Genomic DNA, 18,269 nt, shown 5'->3' on the forward strand with positions numbered 1-18,269 from the left:
CCCGTACCTGACACCTTCTGTCAGGTACGGAAGGACAATGGGAGGCATGCGCGCCGACCGCCTCCTCTCGCTGCTCCTGCTGCTCCAGAGCCGGGGCCGCATGACCGCGCCCCAACTGGCCGAGGCGCTGGAGGTGTCGGTACGGACCGTCTACCGCGACGTCGAGGCGCTCGGCGCGGCCGGCGTGCCGGTCAGGGCGGGCCGGGGGCCCGACGGCGGGTACGAGCTGATGGCCGGATACCGCACCCGGTTGACGGGTCTCACCCGCGCCGAGGCCCAGTCGCTGTTCCTCGCGGGCGCGCCCGGTCCGGCGCACGACCTGGGGCTCGGCGCGGTGCTCGCCACGGCACGGCTCAAGCTCCAGGCGGCCCTCCCGGCGGAACTGGCCGACCGGGCAAGGGTGTGGGAGGACCGCTTCCATCTCGACGCGCCCGCGTGGTTCCGCGAGGCCGATCCGGTTCCGTACCTCTCGGAGGTGTCGCACGCGGTGTGGGAGCAGCGGAAGCTCGCCGTGGACTACCGGAGCTGGAAGGGCGAGGTGCGGCGCGTGCTCGACCCGTTGGGTCTCGTCCTGAAGGGCGGGATCTGGTACCTGGTGGCGCGGTCGCGCGGTTCCGACGCGGCGGTGCGGACGTATCGGGTGTCACGTTTCCTTTCCGTACGGGACACGGGCGAGGTCTTCGAGCGCCCGGCCGGGTTCGCGCTGGCGGCGCACTGGCAGGAGTCCTCGCGGCGCATGGAGGCGAAGCGGTACCAGGGGGTCGCGGAGCTGCGGCTCTCCCCGACGGGGCAGCGGCTGCTGCCCGCGCTGTTCGGAGCGGCGGGGACCGAGGCCCTCGCCGGGGCCGGGGAGGCGGACGCCGAGGGGTGGGTGCGGGCGGAGATGCGGGTCGAGTCGTCGTCCGTGGCGGTGTCCGACCTGCTCAGGCTGCGCGACGACGCGGAGGTGCTGGGGCCGCCCGAGTTGCGCACGGCGCTCGCGGGGACGGTGGCGGCACTGGCGGCCCGCTATGCGGCCGCGCCCTGACGGAGGTGGTCGGCGATGCGGGCGAGGGTGCCGGCGTTGTCCCGGAAGAGGTGCGCGTGCAGGCCCGCCGCGCGGGCGGCCTCGACGTTCGGGGCGGCGTCGTCCACGAAGAGGCAGTCCTGCGGGCGCACGCCGAGCGTGGTGCACGCGGTCGCGAAGGCGCGGGGATCGGGCTTGAGGATGCCGGTCTCGTGGGAGTAGACGAGGTGTTCGGGCCGTTCCACCAGGGCGTCGAGGCGGTAGCGGTCGGCTTCGCGCTCGCGGGCCCCGACGAAGCTGTTGCTGAGGATGCCGATCCGGAGGTCCTGACGGCCGGTCAGCTCGCGTACGTACGCGAGCAGTTCCACGTTGGGTGAGCCGAGGTACTCGTCCCAGAGGTCGGCCATGAAGGCGTCGAGCTGCGGGGTGTCGAGACGGAGCGCCGCGGCGACCCGGGCGCGCACCTCCCCCTCGTCGACGCGGCCGACGCTGCCCGCGTGCCAGACCTCGCCCAGCCGGTCGTCGACGGTGCCGGGGGCGAGGCCGAGCCGCTCCTCCCAGCGGGGCAGCCAGCCCGTGTCGGGGGTGAGCTCCAGGACGCCGCCGATGTCGAGGAGGAGGCAGGAGGGGCGGGGCGCGGTGGTGGTCATGGGGTTCCCTTGGGGGTGCGGTACGGATGCGTACGGGCGCACCGCGGGGCTGCCCCCACAGTGCGTACACGCGCCGTGGAGCTGCCCCCGGGGCGCGTGCACACACCGTGGGCCTTCCCCCAGGGGCAAGGTCAACTCCGCTGCGTCACGGGCACCGCCTGCGACACCTCCGCCAGCAGCTTCTCCGGGTCCGCGCCCCAGCGGGAGCTGACCACCAGATCGCGGGCCGGGTCCACCCACAGCAGGTGCGCGCCGCCGTTGCCCCGGGCGCAGCGGCCGGTGGCCGGGGGACGCACGGGCACGCGGCCCGGTGGGGCGTGCGGCGTACCTCCGGGCGGGGCCCGCGCCATAGGGTGACCCCGTGGCCAGTACAGATGAACGAGACGGACCCGAGGTCGGGCAGGGGACCCCCGCAGCGCCGAGCCCCGCCCCCGCGGCCCCCGACCTGCGGGCCTTCGCCGTGCAGCTGCGCCGCATGAACGGGGAGATCAACCGGCTGGTCCACGGCTTCGCCTCCGGCCAGGGCCTGCACGCCACCGACATCCAGGCGCTGGCCGCGATCCTGGACTCCGAGACCCCGCTCACCCCGGGCCGCCTCCGCGAGCACCTGGGGCTGACCTCGGGCGCGGTGACCGCCTGCCTGGACCGGCTGGAGAACGCCGGTCACATCCGGCGCTCCCGGGAGAGCACGGACCGCCGCGTCGTGCACCTCCACTACGAGCCGAGCGCCCGGCAGGTGGCGCGCACCCACTTCCGGCCGCTCGCCGAGGCGACCGAGAACACCCGCTCCCGCTTCACCGACGGCGAACTCGCGGTGGTCCTGCGCTTCCTGGCCGACCTCAACTCCGAACTCACGGACGTGCGCGCCCCGCGCTCCTGAGCGCGGGAAGGCGGCGCGCCGGACCGGCGGCGGTGTATTTCAATCATTGAGATTGTTTATCATCGAGAGAATGGGAAACCCGGGCGAGGGCCCGCCCCCTCCTCACTCGCACCGGGAGCACGATGTCCAGCGCAGCACGGCATGCCCGTTGGTTGGTTCCGCTCGTCCTGCTGGTCGCCTGGCTCGGCGTCGGCGGCGGTCTCGGCCCGTACGCCGGGAAGCTGGGCGAGGTCGCCAGCAACGACCAGGCGGCGTTCCTGCCGCAGAACGCGGAGTCCACCCGCGTCATCGAGGCGCAGAAGGCGTTCCGGCAGGACGAGACCCTGCCGCTCGTCGTGGTGTGGACCCATCCCGGCGGCGGCCCCTTCGACGCGCAGCAGGCGGCGGCCGCCACCCGCGCGCTGGCCTCCCTGAACGGCTCCCCCGGCATCGCGGGCCGGGCCTCGCCCGCGCTGCCGTCGAAGGACGAGCAGGCGCTCCAGGGGGTCGTACAACTGCGTCCCGACCTCGGCGACGAGCTCGCCCCGGCACTCGACCGCGTCAAGCGGGCCGCCGGTCACGTGCCGGACGCCAAGGTCGAGCTGGCGGGGCCGGCCGCGAGTCAGGCCGACCTCAAGGACGCCTTCGCCGGAATCGACGGAATCCTGCTCGGGGTGGCGCTGGCCGCCGTCCTGCTGATCCTGCTGCTGGTGTACCGCAGCGTGCTGCTCCCCTTCGTGATCATCATCGGCGCGGTGTTCGCGCTGGGGCTGGCGAGCGCGGTGGTGTACGTGCTGGCCGACCACGACGTGGTCCGCGTGGACGGGCAGGTGCAGGGCATCCTGTCCATCCTGGTGATCGGCGCGGCGACCGACTACGCGCTCCTGCTCAGCGCCCGCTTCCGGGAGGAACTGGCGGGCGGCGCCGACCGGTTCACCGCTGTGCGGGCCGCCTGGCGGCAGTCGGTGGGGCCGGTGACGGCCAGCGCGGCCACCGTCGCGCTCGGCCTGCTGGCCCTGCTGCTCAGCGACCTCACCAACAACCGCGCGCTGGGCCCGGTCGGGGCGATCGGCATCGTGTGCGCGGTGCTGAGCGCGCTGACCTTCCTGCCCGCCGCGCTGGCGCTGCTGGGCCGGGCCGCGTACTGGCCCGCCCGGCCGAGGCCCACGGCCGGGCGGGGCGGCAGCGCGGGTCTGTGGCAGCGGGTGGCCGGTCTCGTGGACCGGGCGCCGCGCCGGGTGTGGGCCGTCTGCCTGGCGGGGCTGCTGGCCTGTGCCGCGTTCTCGCCGATGCTGACCTCGCGGGGCGTGCCGCTCGACGAGATCTTCGTCCATGACGCGCCCTCGGTCGCCGCCCAGCGCACCCTGGGCGCGCACTTCCCCGGCGGCTCCGGGCAGCCCGCGGTCGTCATCACCGGGGCGCGGGTGGCCGAGTCCGTCGTGAAGGAGGCGAAGGACGTCGCGGGGGTGGCCGACGCCACGGCCGTGACCGCGTCGGGCCGCCCGGGCGGGGGTCCGCCGCTCGTCGTGGACGGCCGGGTGCGCGTCGACGCCACGCTCGAGGACGCCGCCGACAGCGACGCGGCGAAGCGGACGGTGGCCGAACTGCGCGAGCGGGTACGGGCGGTGCCGGGCGCGCAGGACTCGCTCGTCGGCGGGTACACCGCGCAGCAGTACGACACCCAGCGGACCGCCGCCCAGGACCGCGCGCTGATCGTGCCGGTGGTCCTCGCGATCATCCTCGTCATCCTGGCCCTGCTGCTGCGCTCGCTGCTGATGCCGCTGCTGCTGGTGGCCACGGTCGCGCTCAACTTCGTCGCCACGCTGGGGGTCTCGGCCCTCGTGTTCCGGTACGTCTTCGGCATGAGCGGCACGGACTCCTCCGTCCCGCTGTACGGCTTCGTGTTCCTGGTCGCGCTCGGCGTGGACTACAACATCTTCCTGATGTCCCGGGTCCGCGAGGAGTCCCTCGCGCACGGCGTCCGCGAGGGCGTCCGGCGCGGCCTCACCGCGACCGGCGGAGTGATCACGTCGGCGGGCGTGGTCCTGGCGGCGACCTTCGCGGCCCTGGGCGTGATCCCGCTGGCCTTCCTGCTGCAGATCGCGTTCATCGTGGCGTTCGGCGTGCTGCTGGACACGCTGGTCGTACGGTCCCTGCTCGTACCGGCGCTGGTGCGGGACATCGGCCGCACGGCGTGGTGGCCGGGCCGGCTGAGCAGGCCCCGGGCGGAGGAGGCGTAGCGCGAACCCGCCGCGCCGGGCGGGAGCGTTACGTATCGTGGTGCCGCCCGCCGCCACCGCGCGGGCGCCCCAGCTCCCGGACCCCGAGGACTGCCGTGTACGCCGTATCCCTGACCGACCGTGCCGAACTCCGCCCGCTGGAGCCCTGGCAGGCACCGGAGTTCCTGGCCCACATGGACCGCGCCCGCGATCTGGTGGACCCGTGGATTCCGTGGGCCACGTTCTCCACCGACCTGGCGTCGGCCCGGGCCACCTTGCAGCGGTACGCCGACAAGCAGGTGGCCGACGCCGGACGGATCTTCGGGATCTGGCTGGACGGAACCCTGGTGGGCGGTGTCATGTTCGTGCACTTCGACGCCGCGCTGGGCACCGCCGAGATCGGCGTGTGGTCGGAGCCGGCGGCCGAGGGGCGGGGCCTGATCGGCGCCGCCGTCGACAAGCTCCTCGCGTACGCCTTCGAGGAGCGCGGGCTGCACCGGGTCGAGTGGTGGAACAGCACGGTCAACGTGCGCAGCCGGGCGGTCGCGCAGCGCGCGGGGATGCACCTGGACGGCACGCTGCGCGAGCACACGGAGTACCGGGGTGTGCGCCTGGACATGGAGGTGTGGTCGCTGCTGGCCCACGAGTGGAAGGGCCGCTGACCGGGCGGCGGCCCCCGGGCCCCGGCCCGCGGGGGTCAGCCCGTGGGGGTCAGCCCGTGGGGGTCCGCGGGTCCGGCCGGCGGTCCGGGTCCTCGGTGGACGTGGCCTCGGCCGTGCTGGCGTACAGGGCGAAGACCTGGTCGAGGCCGACCAGGTGCAGTACCCGGCAGGTGTGCTCCGGCACGGCGGACAGCGCGATCCCGGCGCCCGCGGCCAGCGCGTGGTTGCGGGCGGCGAGCAGCGCGGTGATGCCGGTGGAATCGCAGAACTCCATGCCCGCCAGGTCGATCACCAGGCGGGCGTCCGCCGTCAGCGGGAGCGTGCCCAGGCGGGTGCGCAGGTCGCCCGCGGTGTCGTAGTCGAGGTCGCCGGCGATCTCCAGGACGGGGCCCGTGGCGGCCTGGCGCACGGTGATCGTCAGCGTTTTCGTGGGGGTCATTCGGGCTTCTCCATGGCCGGGGCGCCCAGCGCGAGCAGGGCGGTGTCGTCGTCGAGGCCGTCCCCGAAGCTCTCCAGGAGCCCGCTCAGCGCGGTGACCAGGGAGGCGGGCGAGGTGTCGGGGACGTTGGCGGCGAACTCCCGCAGCGCTTCGTCGCCGTACCGCTCGGAGCCCCGTCCGCGCGCGGCGGTGCGGGCCTCGGTCAGGCCGTCGGTGTGCAGCAGGAGCGTGTCGCCGGGGGCGAGGACGGTGGTGGCCGTGCTGAGCGGCGGGTCCGCCAGGATGCCGATCAGCAGGCCGCCCGGGGTCTCCAGGTACTCCGTGCTGCGGTCGGCGCGCAGCACGAGCGCCGGGGGGTGCCCGCCGGAGGCCACCCGTACCGTCACGTGGCCCGTCTCCGGGTCGGGCTGGAGGATGCCGAAGACGGCGGTGCAGTAGCGGGGGTCGCTGCCGGAGTAGCGCTCGTGGAGCATGGTGTTGAGCGTGGACAGGGCGGCGACCGGGTCCGGGTCGTGCAGGGCGGCGGCGCGCAGCGTGTAGCGGGTGAGCGAGGTGACGGCGGCGGCCTCGGGGCCCTTGCCGCAGACGTCGCCGAGGAAGAACCCCCACCGCTCGCCGTCGACGGGGAACAGGTCGTAGAAGTCGCCGCCGAGCCGGTCGGGGGAGGCGGTGTGGTAGTACGAGGCGGACTCCAGGCCCGGCACGGAGGGCAGGACGGCGGGCAGCAGGCTCTGCTGGAGGACGATCAGCGCGTCCTTCAGGCGGACGCGGTCGGCCTCGGCCTCGCGGCGGGCGGCGTCGGCGGCCTGCCGGGCGCGCAGCAGCTCCTGCTCGTAGGCGTGGCGGTCGCGGGCGTCGGCGAGGGTGGCGCGGATCAGCAGGGGCTCGCCCTCGCTGCCGTACTTGACGACCGCGGAGACCAGGACGGGCATGCGGACGCCGTCGGCGCCCTTCAGCTCCAGGGCTATGCCGTTGATCTCGCCCTTCATCCGCAGCAGGGGCGCGAAGTGCGTCTCGTGGTAGATCCGGCCGCCGACGGTGAGCAGGTCGCTGAAGCGCATCCGGCCCACGACGTCCTCGCGGCGCAGGCCGAGCCAGTCCAGCAGGGTGGCGTTGGCCTTGGCGAGGGTGCCGTCCATGAGGGTGGAGACGTAACCGCACGGCGCCTGCTCGTAGAGGTCCTCCGCGCTGTCCTCCAGGAGGGCGCTGAACGCGGCGTCGGTGACCGCGCCGTCTCCGGCTCCGGCTCCGAACGGTCCGGGCTCGAACGGCCCGGGCTCGCTGCTGGTGCGGCTCATCATCGGCGGGCTTCCGCGGGCGGGGTGCCGGTCGGGGCGGGCCGGAGCCCGTCGAGGAAGGCCAGGATCGCCGCACCGGTCACCTCGGGCGAGCTGAGCTGCGGGCAGTGGCCGGTGGCGTCGAGGGTCACCAGCTCCGAGCCCGGCACGGCGGCGTGGACGTACGCGCCGACCTCGCGCGGGGCGATGGCGTCCTGGCGGCACTCCAGGACGAGGGTGGGCACCGCCACGTCCTTCAGGTCCTCCCGGGAGTCCGTGAGGAAGGTGGTGCGGGCGAAGACACGGGCCATCTCGGGGTCGGTCGCGCAGAAGCTGTTGGTGAGCTCCTCGCCGAGCTCGGGGCGCTCGGGGTTGCCCATGATGACGGGGGCCATCGCGCCGGACCAGCCCAGGTAATTGGACTCCAGGGAGGCCAGGAGTTCGTCGATGTCCTCGGCGGAGAAGCCGCCCCGGTACCCCTCGTCGTCGATGTAGCAGGGGGACGGCGCGACCATGACCAGCGAGCCGATGCGCTCGGGGGCGCTGCGCGCGGCGAGCACGCCGATCATGGCGCTCACCGAGTGCCCGACGAAGGCGGCCCCCTCCAGGTCCAGCTCCGCGCAGATCTCGACCACGTCCTGGGCGTACCCCGCCAGGCCGGAGTAGCGCGCCTCGGACCAGGCGGCGGGGTCGGCCTTGCCCGAGCCGACGTAGTCGAACAGCACGACCCGGTGACGCTCCGCGAGGGCGGGCACGACACAGCGCCACATGTTCTGGTCGCAGCCGAAGCCGTGCGCGAGCACCACGGTGGGGCCGTCGGCCCGGCCGGTCACGACGACGTTGTTCCTGCGACGGATATCCATCCGGCCATCCTGTCATCCATTCCTCCGCGACCGCTCACCGCGTCGGCGCCAGGAGGCCGCAGCCGCCGTTCACGGCTACGCCCCGCCGGACCGGGCACGGGGCCCGCCGCGGGCCCGGCGGGGCCTGCGCGCCAGGTGCACCACGTCCGGCACGCCCCGTGCCACCGGCACCTCCTCGGTCCGCACCTCCGTGAAACCCGCCTTCCGCAGCGCGTCCTCGAACGCCGTCGAGGGCTGCGCGGACCACACCGCGAGCACGCCGCCCGGGTTGAGGCGGCGCAGGCAGGCGGCGAGGCCGGCGGGGGTGTAGAGGTTGCGGTTGTCGTCGGTGACGGTCCAGTCGGGGCCGTTGTCGATGTCCAGGCACAGGGCGTCGTACGTGTCCGCCGCAGAGCCGTCGGGGGCGCCCGCCGGGTCCGCGTCGCGCAGGTGGGCGATCAGGTCGGCGAGCACGATCTCGACCCGGGGGTCGGCCAGCGCGGCGGCGGTGACGGCGCCGAGGGGCCCCTCGCGGTGCCAGTCGACGATGGCCCGCTCGCGCTCCACGACCACGACGCGGCCCCAGCGGTCCTGCGCCGCCGCGTGGGCGAGGGAGAAACCGACGCCGAGACCGCCGATGAGCACGGAGGGGCGGGGCGCGCCCGGTGCGGGGTGCAGGGCCGCGTACGCCGCGTCGACGAGGAGCCTCTCGGAGCGGCCGTCCGAAGTGTCCATCAGGAAACACCCGTTGGCGATGATCTCGTACGCGTCCCCGCGCCGCCGCAGCACGACTTCGCCGTACGGCCCCTGGCGGCGGTCGAGTTGCACGGGTTCGGCGGGGCGGCCGGGGGCGGTGGCCTGCATGGCGGGTTCCCTTCCGCGACCGGCGGTTCCGGTCGCTCGGCAGGACAACGACGCGTACCGGGCGGGAGTTCCACGGCTGTCCGGACCGGCGGCCGCCCGGGTCCTCGGGGTGCGGAGCCGGGCCCGGGGCGCACGCCGGAAGCGGCCACCGGGCCGGTGACCGCTCGCGGGCGTGACGCGGAGGCCGTCAGGGGCCGCTCAGCAGGTGACGATCTTGCCGTACGAGCCGACCTTCCACGTCCAGACGCTGCCCTCACCGTGCTGATAGGTCCAGCAGGCGCCGTCGGGGCCGTTGTTGATGACGAGCTTCACGTGCATGGTCTTGCCGCAGTTGTTGCGGACGGTCACCTGCTTCTTCTGCTTGATGACGTCCCGGGTGACGCAGGCGGGGGCCGTGCCCTGGACGCGCACGTCGGCCGCGGACCGGCCGGCCGGTGCGGCGGGCGCGGCGGTCGCGGTCGCGGGGAGGACGAGCCCGCCGCCGAGGGCGACGGCTGCGGTGGCGACGGCGAGGCGCTTGCGCGGGGTGCTGGACATGGTGGGGTTCCCTTCCTCGTACGGAATCGTGGCGGAGCGGCGGGTGGTGCTGCCGTCCCGCTCCGCCCACCAGGCTTCCGGGGCGGTGCGCCAACTGGCCAGGTTTCGCCGCGAAGTGACGTGACCGTGGGACGTCCCAGCCCCTGACCTGCGGGGCCCCGGAGGCGAAGGACGCTTCCGTGGGACGCCCCCGCGGCGGCCGACGCGGTCTCGCCGGTCCCCCACCAGGCACCTCGTGGATGATCCAAAAAGCCGGAGGGTTAGCATATGAGCACCGCCTAGCTCGAAAGAGAAGAAGCCTGTGACTGCCAACGACGTCAACGCCGACTCGTTCACCCTCTGGAAGCACCGCGAGGAAATCGCGGAGTCGATGATCCCCGTGATCGGGAAGCTGCACCGGGAGCGTGACGTCACGGTCCTGATCCACAGCCGGTCCCTGGTGAACAAGTCGGTGGTGAGCATCCTCAAGACCCACCGCTTCGCCCGCCAGATAGCCGGCGAGGAGCTCTCGATCACCGAGACCCTCCCCTTCCTCCAGGCGCTGACCACCCTCGACCTGGGTCCCTCGCAGATCGACATCGGCCTCCTCGCCGAGATGTACCGCGCCGACGACCGCGGTCTGTCGATCGAGGAGTTCACCGCCGGGGCCGTCGCCGGAGCCACCGGGGCCAACAAGATCGAGCGCCGCGAGTCCCGCGACGTCGTGCTCTACGGCTTCGGACGCATCGGGCGGCTGCTGGCCCGCCTGCTCATCGAGAAGGCCGGTTCCGGCAACGGGCTGCGGCTGCGCGCCATCGTCGTCCGCAAGGGCAAGGGCCAGGACCTGGTGAAGCGCGCCTCGCTGCTGCGCCGCGACTCCATCCACGGCCAGTTCCAGGGCACGATCACCGTCGACGAGGACAACGACACGATCATCGCCAACGGCAACGTCATCAAGATGATCTACTCCGACGACCCGACGCTCGTCGACTACACGGAGTACGGCATCAAGGACGCCATCCTGATCGACAACACGGGCCGCTGGCGGGACCGCGAGGGCCTCTCCCACCACCTGCGTCCGGGCATCTCCAAGGTCGTCCTGACCGCTCCCGGCAAGGGCGACGTCCCGAACATCGTGCACGGCGTCAACCACGACACGATCAAGCCGGACGACGCGATCATCTCCTGCGCGTCCTGCACCACGAACGCGATCGTGCCGCCGCTGAAGGCGATGGCCGACGAGTACGGCGTGCTGCGCGGTCACGTCGAGACCGTCCACTCCTTCACCAACGACCAGAACCTGCTGGACAACTACCACGGCTCCGACCGCCGCGGCCGTTCCGCGCCGCTGAACATGGTCATCACGGAGACGGGCGCCGCGTCCGCCGTCGCGAAGGCGCTGCCGGACCTGAAGGCCCGGATCACCGGCAGCTCGATCCGGGTTCCGGTTCCGAACGTCTCGATCGCCATCCTCAACCTGCGCCTGGCGCGCGAGACCACCCGCGAGGAGGTCCTGGACCACCTGCGCGACGTGTCGCTGAACTCGCCGCTGAAGCGCCAGATCGACTTCATCAGCGCGCCGGACGCCGTCTCCAGCGACTTCGTCGGCTCGCGCCACTCGTCGATCATCGACGCGGGTGCGCTGAAGGTCGAGGGCGACGACGCGATCCTCTACCTCTGGTACGACAACGAGTTCGGCTACTCCTGCCAGGTCATCCGGGTCGTCCAGCACGTCTCGGGCGTCGAGTACCCGACGTACCCGGCGCCGGTGGCCTGACGGCCGGGGCGGCGCGAGTGCGGTGACGGGGGCGGAATCCGACCGGGTTCCGCCCCTTCGCCGTCGCCCGTGCCCGCGCTCTCCGCCCGCCTCCGGCAAAGACCCTGCCGGGGCAGCCGGGCGGCCGGGCCGGTCACCGGGGACGGGATACGCGGCCCGCGCGTTCCCCTTGCGGGCCGTGGGAAATTCCACTTCCGCACCGGGCTCCTCCGGCCCTGCGGGCGTGTCCGGTTGCGATACGTTCGGGCGATGCGTTCCTCCCTCTTCCCGCAGTACAGGCGCGGTTTCGCCACCCTGGCCGCAGGCGCGGTCGCCGCCCTCGCCGTGGCCGCCCCCGCGGTGGCGCAGCCCGCGGCGGCGAAGGGCGACAAGCCGCAGACCCCGCCGGCGCAGATGTCCTCCGTCGGCGGCGCCGCCCTCGCCCTGCCGGGGCCGCAGGCCGGCGCGGGCGCGCCCGCGCTGCCGAAGGACCTGTCCTCGCTGTCGTGGATCGTCTCGGACGCCGACAGCGGCGACGTGCTCGCCGCGTCGAACGCGCACTGGCCGCTGCCGCCCGCGAGCACCCTGAAGATGCTCTTCGCGGACACCGTGCTGCCGATCGTCCCGCACGGGCTCAGCCACACGGTCACCGACGCCGAACTGCGCGGCATCGGCTCGGGCAGCAGCGCGGTCGGCATCCTGCCGGGCCAGCGGTACACGACGGACGACCTGTGGCGGGGCGTGTTCCTGCGCTCGGGCAACGACGCCGTGCACGTGCTCGCCGCGATGAACGGCGGCGTCGACAAGACGGTCGCCGACATGCAGAAGCGGGCGGACGCGCTGGGCGCGAAGGACACCCATGTGCGCAGCCCCGACGGCTATGACGCGCCGGGCCAGGTCTCGTCGGCGTACGACCTGTCGCTGTTCCTCCGCGCGGGCCTGAAGAACGCGGACTTCAAGGAGTTCTGCTCGACGGCCGAGGCGAAGTTCCCCGGCGGCCCCTCCACCAAGGGCAAGCCGTTCGCGATCTCCAACACCAACCGGATGCTGTCGGGCATCGGCGGCGTGCCGAAGTACCCCGGTCTGATCGGCGGCAAGAACGGCTACACCTCGCACGCGGGCAACACCCTCGCCGAGGCGGCCACCCGCGACGGCCGGACGCTGCTGGTGACGGTGATGAACCCGCAGACGAAGAAGCGCGACGAGGTGTACGTCGAGATGGCGAAGCTCCTCGACTGGGGTTTCCAGGCGGTCGGACGCACCAAGCCGATCGGCAGCCTCGACCAGAACTCCCCGGCCGCCGCCGACTCCTCGTCGGCGAGGACCGCCGCGGGGGTGAAGACCCCGGGCGACGCGGCCGACGGGTCGATGGGCGCGCTGGGCTGGACGGGCCTCGGGGCGGTCGTGGCGGTCGCGGGCGGCGCGATCGCGTTCGCGCTGAAACGGCGGCGGGCCGGGGAGAGCGCGGAGTAACACGTTCCGCCCCGCGGGCCGCGGGTCACGCCGCGGGCAGTTCCACCGTGACGCGCAGGCCCCCGTCCTCGCGCGCCGCGAGGGTGAGCGTCCCGTCGTGCACCCGGGCGATGGTCTTGACGATCGCGAGTCCGAGCCCGACGCCCGCGTGGTCGCCGCGTACGCGCTCGGTGCCGCGCTGGAACGGTTCGGTGAGCAGCGGGACCAGCCGCGGGCTGACCCGCTGCCCGGTGTTCTCGACCGTGAGCAGCACGGTGCGGGGGCGGACCTCGGTGCGGACGCGGACCGTGCCCCCGGCGGGCAGGTTGTGCACGATCGCGTTCTGCACGAGGTTCACGGTCAGTTGCAGCAGCAGTGCGGGCGAGCCGTTCGCGAGGGCGATCTCGCCGTCCGTCGTCACGCCGACGCGGTGTTCCTCGGCGAGCGGCAGGAGCGTTTCGGCGGCCTCCTCCGCCAGGAGCGACAGATCGACCTCCTCCCGTACGAACGACCGCTGCTCGGCGCGGCTGAGCAGGAGCAGCGCCTCGGTGAGGTCGATCGCCCGGGTGTTCACGGCGTGCAGGCGGCCGATGACCTCGCCGGTGTCGCAGTGCGGATCGGAGCGGGCCACGTCCAGGAGCGTCCGGGAGATCGCCAGCGGGGTGCGCAGCTCGTGCGAGGCGTTGGCGGCGAACCGACGCTGCTCGGCGACGTGCGCCTCAAGGCGCTCCAGCATGCCGTCGAAGGCGTCGGCGAGTTCGCGGAACTCGTCCCTGCGGCCCGGCATCCGGATGCGGTGGGAGAGCGATCCGGTGCTCGCCGTGCGGGCGGCGTCGGCGATGCGGTGCAGCGGGGCGAGCATCCGGCCGGCGAGGAACCAGCCGCCCAGCAGGCCGAAGACCAGGAGGAACACCATGACGGCCGCCGCCGTCGGGGCGAACCCCTGGAGGAAGTCGGTGCCCGGGGTGGCCGTCCAGGCCCCCGCCGCGTTGGTCTGCAGCCATCCCTTGCGCAGGAGGACCAGCCCCATGGCGGCCAGCAGCAGGCCGCCGGCGAGCATGAGGAATCCGGCGTAGCTGAGGGTGAGTTTGAGGCGCGCGCTCATGCCGGGCCGCCGGTCCACGGTCCACTTCCCTCGGGTCGGGTGCCCGGAGCCCTCCTGGACCCGGACGACGAAGCTCGCAGGCCACGAGACTTCGAGGTTACGAGGCCACGAGGCGGCTACGAGGCCGCGAGCCCACGAGGCTTCGAGGCTACGAGCCGCCGCCTATCGGGCGCATATCGAAAACCCGATACGCACCGGCGACACGGCGCCGGGTGGACTGTCGGCATGAAGCTCACCCCGCCCTTGACGGAACCGGCCTCCGCCGCGTCCCCCACCACCGCCACCGACCCCGCCGCCGCTCCGGTGCGGGACGCCGCCGCCGGCCCCCGGCGGCGCGGCCGGGTGCTCGCGGTCCTGGCCCTGGCGGCCGGGGCGCTGATGGCGCTGCACGCGTGGATACCCGACGTCGGGGGCCTGGGCAGCCTGGTGGAGAGCTTCCTGCCGTGGTGCGGCGCGGTCGTCGCGGTGCTGCTGGTCCTCGCGGTCCTGCGCCGCTCGGCCACCGCGCTGGTGGCCCTGCTGCTGCCGGTCACGGTGTGGCTGAGCCTCTTCGGCGGGCTGCTCGTCGACAAGTCGGGCCCGGCCGGCACGCTGACAGTGGCCAGTCACAACGTCGGCGCGGCGAACCCGGACCCGGCCGGCACCGCCCGCGCCCTCGCGGCCTCCGGCGCGGACGTCCTGGCGCTGGAGGAGGTCGCGGCGCAGGCCAGGGGAACGTACGAGAGGGAACTCGCCGGGACCTACCCGCACCGCACCGTCCTCGGCACGGTCGGGCTGTGGAGCAGGCTGCCGCTGTCGGACGTGCGGCCCGTGGACACCGCGGTGGACGCCGGGCCGCTGGGCGACGCCAAACCGGAGTCGGCCAGGCTGCCCCACAACCGGGCCCTGCGCGCCACCGTCGCCACCGATCGCGGGCCGCTGGCGGTGTACGTCGCCCATCTGGGGTCGGTGCGGGTCACCCCCCGGACGGGGTTCTGGACGGACGCGCGCAACCGGAACGCCGAGGCGCTCGGCGCGGCGCTCGCCGCGGAACGCGGCGAGCGGGTGGTGCTGCTGGGCGACCTCAACGGCACGGTGGACGACCGGGCGCTGAGCGGCATCACCTCGCGGCTGCGCCCGGCGCAGGAGGAGGCGGGCGACGGCTTCGGCTTCACCTGGCCCGCGTCGTTCCCGGTGGCGCGAATCGACCAGATCCTGGTGCGGGGCGTGCAGCCGTCGCGGGCCCGGGTGCTGGCGGCGACGGGCAGCGACCACCTTCCGGTCGCCGCCGAGCTGCGCTGGTGACCCCCGGGCGGCCGGCCGTGTGCGGTGACGGGGTGGCGCGTCTGGGCCATCGGAGCGACAGGTCCGGCCGGGCGCTTTGACTTCCGCCGGGAGCGGGAAGGTCCGCAGCTCAGCCCGGATGCCACGCTCCCGACCGGAGGTCCGATGTCCCGCGCTCCCCGATCCCGCAGGGTCCTGCTCCCCGCCGCCGTCTCCACCGCGCTCACCGCCGCGCTGCTCACCGCGGCCGCCCCACCCGCTGCCTCGTACGACGTGGTGGGTCCCGCCTGGCGGGACCCCGACATCACCTGGCGGATCGTCGAGTACAGCCAACGGGAGTCGCTGCGGGGCAAGCAGCGCCAGGTGGAGCGGCTGGTGGGCCGGGCGATGAACGAGTGGTCCAAGGCCAGCCGGAAGATCCGCTTCCGGAAGGTCGGCGGCGGGCACGCGGACATCGAGATCCGCTTCGTGACCCGCGCCGACCGGATCGCCACGCCGCACGACGCCTCCTTCAGGTCGCCGTTCGACGGGCCGGGGGGCGTGGTGGCCTACGCGTTCTTCCCGCCGTACGGGGACCTGTACTTCGACGACGAGGAGAACTGGGACCTCACCCCGCCCGCCCGGCGCCGCGCGCTCCCGCAGGCTTCGGGCAGCCGGGGGCAGGACCTCTACCAGTCGGCACTGCACGAGCTCGGGCACAGCATCGGCCTCGGGCACAGCGACGACCCGCGGTCCGTCATGCAGGCCGACGTGACGGGCCGCCACTTCCTGGGCCGGGACGACGTACGGGCGGTGCGCGCCCTGTACGAGCGTCGCCCGCGCACCCGGTAGGCCCCCGCCCCAGCGGGGCGGCCCGGCACGGCTCAGCTCAGCTGCCGTACGGACATGAGCAGGTGACGGTGGTCCCCGGACGCGGTGTCGTCCTGCGCCGGTATGCCGCTGAGCAGGGCCCGCTGGCCGGGGCCGAGCAGTTCGAAGCGCACCTGCGGGGCGGTGAAGGAGCCCAGGGCGTCCGCGAGGTAGGCCGGGTTGAAGGCGACGGCCACGTCCTGGGCGCCGGTCAGGTCGGCGGCGACCTCCTGGGCCGCGACGTCGTCCTCGTAACCGGCCTGGAGCAGGACGGTGCCCCGGGCGGAGAAGTCGAGGCGGACCGGGCTGTTCGGCTCCGCCACGACCGCGACCCGGCGTACCGCGTCGGCGAGCAGGGCGCGCGGGACCACCGCGACGGCCGGGTCCTTCAGGGCGAACAGCTTGTCGTAACGCGGCAGCCGGCCGTCCAGCAGCCGCACGGTCGTGCGTATCCCGGCGCCCTCGAAGGAGACCAGTCCGCCACCGGTGCCGCCCGGGCCGCTGAGCCCGACCCGGACGAGGCCGGACCCGGCCAGGGCGCGGGCGATGTCGGCGAGCCGACGGCCGGGGACCACCACCTCCACCGCCTCCCCCTTCTCCCCGGCGTCGCCCGCGTCGGGCTTCCACTCCAGCGTCCGCACGGCGTAGCGGTAGCGGTCCGAGGCGGTCAGCGTCAGGCCGGGGCCGTCCAGCCGCAGGCCCACCCCGGTGAGAACCGGCAGCGATTCGTCGCGTCCCGCCGCGATCACGACCTGGGCGACCGCCTCCGCGAACGCACCGGCGTCCACCACCCCGCGCGGTTCGGGGAGCTGGGGCAGCGCCGGGTACTCCTCCCTCGGCAGGGTGGAGAGCCCGAAGCGCGTCCCGCCGCCCTCGACGGTGAACCGCGCGCCCTCCAGCGCGCAGCTCACCGCGGTCTCGGGCAGCACCTTGCAGACGTCCAGCAGCCTGCGCCCCAGCACCAGGACCTGCCCGGGCGTCACCGTCTCGGCCGGTACCTCGACGGTCGCCGCCACCTCGTAGTCGAAGCCCGAGATGCGCAGCAGCCCCTCCCCCGCGGTCAGCAGCAGGCCGCCCAGCACGGGCACCGGCGAGCGGGCGGGCAAGGACCTGGCCGCCGCCGTGACCGCGTCGACCAGCACGCCTCTCTCGATCCGGAACTCCATCGATCTTCTCCCCACCGCTGTGCGCCAGTTGATGCACGCACGCTAGACGCCGCCACTGACAACGCCCTCCGACCAGGCTTTTCCGCGACCGGACCGGGGCGGGAGCGGGCGGCCCGTGCCCCGCCGCGCCTCCCCGGCACGGCTGTCACACGCTTCACCTCCCCTCCACCCTCTGCCCCGCAAAAACCCATCCGTGGGTTTACTCCAGCGAACCCGGGTACTCGCGGTGCACACCGAACTTCCCTCTCCCCCAGGGGAGTTCAGTGGGGGGATTGTCGATCTCATTTCATATGTGGAGGGGTTTGCCGTGAAGGCGAAGTTCATGGTGTCGGCGGTGGCATGCGCGGCTCTGGCCGTGGGGGTCTCGGGGTGCGGCAAGGCCGACGCGCCCGGCTCGTCGGGTTCGCCGGACAAGAAGGCCGCCGAGAAGAAGACCTTCGAGGGGCAGTCCCCCGACCAGATCGCCGACAAGTCGGTCACGGCGACGAAGCAGGCGGATTCCGTACGGATCAGGACGGAGGCCGCCGCGAACGGCCAGTCGGCGGCGTCGGACTACGTCGTCGACACCAAGGGCAACTGTTCGGGCACCAACACCCAGCAGGAGGCCAAGGCGGAGATGCGCCGGGTCGACTCCGTCACCTACCTCAAGGCCAACCAGCAGTACTGGGAGGCCCTCCTCAAGCAGCAGGGCACGGGCGCCAAGGGGCAGAAGGCGACGGCCGCCTTCAAGGACAAGTGGGTGAAGCTGCCCCCGGCCGACGCGAAGGCCGCGCAGGCCGGCTGCGACAAGGACGCGGTGATCGCCCTCCTCGACCGGGACAAGTCCGAGCGCAAGGGCATGACCCGCGCCGAGGACACCCAGGTCGACGGCAAGAAGGCCGCGGTGCTCCAGAAGAAGACCGCCCAGGGCGAGACGATCACGATGTACGTGGCGGCGGAGGACGAGCCGTACATCCTGAAGGTCGAGCAGAAGGGCGGGAAGGCTCCGGTCACGACGACCTTCACGGACTACGGCAAGCCGGTGGACGCGAAGGCCCCGCCGGCGGGCGAGGTCGTGGACCCGCAGAAGCAGCAGAAGGGCGGGGCGGCGGCCTCGTAGGCACACGGTGTGCACGGCATTGACGGGCCCGGGGCGTTCCAGGAACCCCCGGGCCCGTCGATGCCGTCACGGTGCCGCGCCCGGAACGGGCTTCGCGGGCGACCGGATGCCGCGCGGCGTGCCGCAGCGGGGCCGACGGGTCGTTCGGAGCGGTTTCACGGGGCGGGAGCGCAGGCGGGGCGGCGGCCCGGGACGGCGGGCCGAAACCAAGGCGGGTACGGGGGTCAGTCAGTACAGGGGCCGGT

At 73.6% G+C, this 18,269-nt stretch carries 19 protein-coding genes; 10 read left to right on the top strand and 9 right to left on the bottom strand.

Annotation, left to right across the window (positions count from 1 at the left end):
* Positions 1-46 precede the first annotated feature (46 nt).
* The gene (locus tag ACIP93_RS27360; RefSeq protein WP_401762576.1) at positions 47-1,027 is read left to right on the top strand and encodes a helix-turn-helix transcriptional regulator; all 981 of its coding nucleotides are present in this window, start codon (positions 47-49) and stop codon (positions 1,025-1,027) included.
* Here ACIP93_RS27360 and ACIP93_RS27365 read toward each other — a convergent pair.
* Both ACIP93_RS27365 and ACIP93_RS27370 read right to left on the bottom strand, forming a co-directional pair.
* Positions 1,009-1,656 (bottom strand): HAD family hydrolase, encoded by a 648-nt coding sequence (locus ACIP93_RS27365; RefSeq protein WP_401762578.1) that lies wholly within the window; start codon positions 1,654-1,656, stop codon positions 1,009-1,011. The two genes, ACIP93_RS27360 and ACIP93_RS27365, sit on opposite strands and share 19 nt — an antisense overlap.
* 131 nt (positions 1,657-1,787) lie before the next feature.
* The gene (locus tag ACIP93_RS27370) at positions 1,788-1,958 is read right to left on the bottom strand and encodes a hypothetical protein (RefSeq protein ID WP_401762581.1); all 171 of its coding nucleotides are present in this window, start codon (positions 1,956-1,958) and stop codon (positions 1,788-1,790) included.
* A 59-nt stretch (positions 1,959-2,017) separates the two neighbouring features.
* Between ACIP93_RS27370 and ACIP93_RS27375 the strand changes: the two genes are divergently transcribed.
* From ACIP93_RS27375 to ACIP93_RS27385, 3 genes are all read left to right on the top strand, one after another.
* Positions 2,018-2,536 carry a MarR family winged helix-turn-helix transcriptional regulator gene (locus tag ACIP93_RS27375; protein ID WP_401762584.1) on the top strand — a complete coding sequence of 173 codons (519 nt, stop codon included), beginning with the start codon at positions 2,018-2,020 and terminating at the stop codon, positions 2,534-2,536.
* A 122-nt stretch (positions 2,537-2,658) separates the two neighbouring features.
* Positions 2,659-4,755 carry an MMPL family transporter gene (locus tag ACIP93_RS27380; RefSeq protein ID WP_401762587.1) on the top strand — a complete coding sequence of 699 codons (2,097 nt, stop codon included), beginning with the start codon at positions 2,659-2,661 and terminating at the stop codon, positions 4,753-4,755.
* A gap of 95 nt (positions 4,756-4,850) precedes the next feature.
* Complete coding sequence (locus tag ACIP93_RS27385) at positions 4,851-5,396, top strand: GNAT family N-acetyltransferase (protein ID WP_401762590.1); 546 nt, start codon at positions 4,851-4,853, stop codon at positions 5,394-5,396.
* Positions 5,397-5,445: 49 nt separating this feature from the next.
* Here the strand turns inward: ACIP93_RS27385 and ACIP93_RS27390 are convergent, their stop codons facing one another.
* From ACIP93_RS27390 to ACIP93_RS27410, 5 genes are all read right to left on the bottom strand, one after another.
* The gene (locus ACIP93_RS27390; RefSeq protein ID WP_401762593.1) at positions 5,446-5,835 is read right to left on the bottom strand and encodes an STAS domain-containing protein; all 390 of its coding nucleotides are present in this window, start codon (positions 5,833-5,835) and stop codon (positions 5,446-5,448) included.
* Positions 5,832-7,133 (bottom strand): PP2C family protein-serine/threonine phosphatase, encoded by a 1,302-nt coding sequence (locus tag ACIP93_RS27395; RefSeq protein WP_401762596.1) that lies wholly within the window; start codon positions 7,131-7,133, stop codon positions 5,832-5,834. The genes ACIP93_RS27390 and ACIP93_RS27395 overlap by 4 nt, the downstream gene beginning before the upstream one ends.
* Positions 7,133-7,975 carry an alpha/beta fold hydrolase gene (locus ACIP93_RS27400; RefSeq protein WP_401762599.1) on the bottom strand — a complete coding sequence of 281 codons (843 nt, stop codon included), beginning with the start codon at positions 7,973-7,975 and terminating at the stop codon, positions 7,133-7,135. Before ACIP93_RS27400 ends, ACIP93_RS27395 begins: the two co-directional genes overlap by 1 nt.
* Before the next feature lie 75 nt (positions 7,976-8,050).
* Positions 8,051-8,818, bottom strand: coding sequence for a spermidine synthase (locus ACIP93_RS27405; protein ID WP_401762602.1), 768 nt, complete (start codon positions 8,816-8,818; stop codon positions 8,051-8,053).
* Positions 8,819-9,016: 198 nt separating this feature from the next.
* Positions 9,017-9,355: a hypothetical protein gene (locus ACIP93_RS27410; RefSeq protein ID WP_401762604.1), complete on the bottom strand. Its 339-nt coding sequence runs from the start codon at positions 9,353-9,355 to the stop codon at positions 9,017-9,019.
* Here ACIP93_RS27410 and ACIP93_RS27415 point away from each other — a divergent pair.
* The 3 genes from ACIP93_RS27415 to ACIP93_RS27425 all read left to right on the top strand — a co-directional run bounded on the left by ACIP93_RS27415 (position 9,354) and on the right by ACIP93_RS27425 (position 12,563).
* Positions 9,354-9,479: a hypothetical protein gene (locus tag ACIP93_RS27415; RefSeq protein WP_401762607.1), complete on the top strand. Its 126-nt coding sequence runs from the start codon at positions 9,354-9,356 to the stop codon at positions 9,477-9,479. The genes ACIP93_RS27410 and ACIP93_RS27415 overlap by 2 nt on opposite strands.
* 177 nt (positions 9,480-9,656) lie before the next feature.
* Complete coding sequence (locus ACIP93_RS27420; protein ID WP_345219355.1) at positions 9,657-11,111, top strand: glyceraldehyde-3-phosphate dehydrogenase; 1,455 nt, start codon at positions 9,657-9,659, stop codon at positions 11,109-11,111.
* Between the two features lie 249 nt (positions 11,112-11,360).
* On the top strand, positions 11,361-12,563 hold the full coding sequence (locus ACIP93_RS27425; protein ID WP_401762610.1) for a D-alanyl-D-alanine carboxypeptidase family protein: 1,203 nt from the start codon (positions 11,361-11,363) through the stop codon (positions 12,561-12,563).
* 25 nt (positions 12,564-12,588) lie between these two features.
* On the opposite strand, the gene ACIP93_RS27430 is transcribed toward ACIP93_RS27425, so the two are convergent.
* Entirely contained in the window at positions 12,589-13,665 is a 1,077-nt protein-coding gene (locus ACIP93_RS27430) for a sensor histidine kinase (RefSeq protein ID WP_401762612.1), read from the bottom strand.
* Between the two features lie 207 nt (positions 13,666-13,872).
* Here ACIP93_RS27430 and ACIP93_RS27435 point away from each other — a divergent pair, with 207 nt between their 5' ends.
* Together ACIP93_RS27435 and ACIP93_RS27440 are read left to right on the top strand one after the other, a co-directional pair.
* Positions 13,873-14,931 (top strand): endonuclease/exonuclease/phosphatase family protein, encoded by a 1,059-nt coding sequence (locus tag ACIP93_RS27435; RefSeq protein ID WP_401762615.1) that lies wholly within the window; start codon positions 13,873-13,875, stop codon positions 14,929-14,931.
* Between the two features lie 144 nt (positions 14,932-15,075).
* Positions 15,076-15,741, top strand: a complete 666-nt coding sequence (locus ACIP93_RS27440; protein ID WP_401762617.1) for a matrixin family metalloprotease — start codon at positions 15,076-15,078, stop codon at positions 15,739-15,741.
* Between the two features lie 32 nt (positions 15,742-15,773).
* Here ACIP93_RS27440 and dnaN read toward each other — a convergent pair whose 3' ends face one another.
* Positions 15,774-16,925 (bottom strand): DNA polymerase III subunit beta, encoded by a 1,152-nt coding sequence (dnaN, locus tag ACIP93_RS27445; protein ID WP_401762620.1) that lies wholly within the window; start codon positions 16,923-16,925, stop codon positions 15,774-15,776.
* A 307-nt stretch (positions 16,926-17,232) separates the two neighbouring features.
* Between dnaN and ACIP93_RS27450 the strand changes: the two genes are divergently transcribed.
* Positions 17,233-18,024 carry a hypothetical protein gene (locus ACIP93_RS27450; protein WP_401762623.1) on the top strand — a complete coding sequence of 264 codons (792 nt, stop codon included), beginning with the start codon at positions 17,233-17,235 and terminating at the stop codon, positions 18,022-18,024.
* Positions 18,025-18,269: the final 245 nt, after the last annotated feature.

Origin of the sequence: Streptomyces sp. NPDC088745, from assembly GCF_044751045.1 — a bacterium.
Lineage (GTDB): Bacteria > Actinomycetota > Actinomycetes > Streptomycetales > Streptomycetaceae > Streptomyces > Streptomyces cremeus.